We start from the raw sequence: 1,018 nt of genomic DNA on the forward strand, positions 1-1,018 counted from the left end.
TGGATTATACTGGATAATCAACACCCTTGGTATATAATCTTACTTTGAGATTTATACAGCCTGGGTTCGAAATGTAAGCGGACTCAGGCTATTTTATATAAGTTACACTTGATATTTTGACATGATAACGTGGTTGGAAGTAGGAAATTCGGAAAAAAGAAGAGGTTGGATGCGCCCTGCGCTCTGGCAGAAGAGAGACCAGCATGTCTTTTTCCGGCCTCTCGTACCTCCTACCACGGGAGGATGTCGCTTTATCAAGTCAGATATATATAGGTACATGCCTTATCTCTATTATAGCCTTTTCAACATACAATGGGTATTGAGTGTATTAGTACAAAAGAAAAGGAAGTGTCTTGTCATGAAAAAAAAGTACAATGTAAATCGGAGAAAAGAACTGCAGGCTATCAATCAGCAAATATCAGGAATTAAAAGTACGCTGCATAAAATAGAAGATAGCATGACCGAGATAAAGGATAATAGGGAAAAAGTTGAAAGTATATTGCATGAAATACAAGGATATGTGAGTGAGGCAAAGGGTAATAGGGAAAAATTAGAAAATATTATGGCGGAATTAGCAGAGGTTAAACAGCATTTAGCCAAAAAAAGCAATAGACAACCCAGGAAGCGGCGCAATAAAGGTGAAACCGAAGTTCAAACAGAAGTTAAAACAAGTAAAAAAGATGGTTTTCTAGGGGATTTACTTGGTAATATGGATTTCGCCCAAATCATGAATCTTCTACAAAGTCCTCTGGTGCAATCTATGTTAAAAAATTTCCTTTAAAAAAGGTAAATGCACACAATGTGAAGAAGTATCTTTATATCTTAAAGTTATTAAATCTAGGCATCCTTAATCTATATAGAAATCACTTGATGTATTAACAAAAGTTCAGGTGGCTGGAAGGAGAGAATTCGGAAAAAAGGAGGGGATGGATGCGCCCTGCGCTCCGGCAGAAGAAAGGCCAAGGTGTCTTTTTCCGACCGCTCCCGCCCTTCCTTCTTTTCTTACCTTTCACCACAA

Annotated in this window: 1 protein-coding gene; it reads left to right on the plus strand. The window is 38.0% G+C overall.

Features of this window, described 5'->3' with window-relative positions; translation table 11 throughout:
- Positions 1 to 358: 358 nt before the first annotated feature.
- Complete coding sequence (locus HMPREF0083_RS11660) at positions 359 to 781, plus strand: hypothetical protein (protein ID WP_148315956.1); 423 nt, start codon at positions 359 to 361, stop codon at positions 779 to 781.
- Positions 782 to 1,018: the final 237 nt, after the last annotated feature.

Source organism: Aneurinibacillus aneurinilyticus ATCC 12856 (assembly GCF_000466385.1).
GTDB lineage: Bacteria > Bacillota > Bacilli > Aneurinibacillales > Aneurinibacillaceae > Aneurinibacillus > Aneurinibacillus aneurinilyticus.

Bases quoted from the DNA above. Each gene is read 5' to 3' on its own strand.
- HMPREF0083_RS11660 (WP_148315956.1), top strand. From the start codon at position 359: ATGAAAAAAAAGTACAATGTAAATCGGAGAAAAGAACTGCAGGCTATC.